Consider the following 363-nt stretch of genomic DNA (forward strand, 5'->3'; position numbering starts at 1 on the left):
TTCCCCACTGCTGCCTCCCGTAGGAGTCTGGGCCGTGTCTCAGTCCCAGTGTGGCCGGTCACCCTCTCAGGCCGGCTACCCGTCGTCGCCTTGGTGAGCCATTACCTCACCAACAAGCTGATAGGCCGCGAGTCCATCCAAAACCACAAAAAGCTTTCCACCCCCCACCATGCGATGAGGAGTCATATCCGGTATTAGACCCAGTTTCCCAGGCTTATCCCAGAGTTAAGGGCAGGTTACTCACGTGTTACTCACCCGTTCGCCACTAATCCCCGRTGCAAGCACCGGATCATCGTTCGACTTGCATGTGTTAAGCACGCCGCCAGCGTTCATCCTGAGCCAGGATCAAACTCTCCGTTGAAG

Annotated in this window: 1 rRNA gene; it reads right to left on the minus strand. The window is 56.9% G+C overall.

Annotation, left to right across the window (positions count from 1 at the left end):
• Window positions 1-361, minus strand: a 16S ribosomal RNA gene (locus AC1DDG_RS21780); the annotation flags it as partial.
• Between the last annotated feature and the right edge of the window lie 2 nt (window positions 362-363).

The organism is Arthrobacter sp. 10L430 (assembly GCF_056395245.1).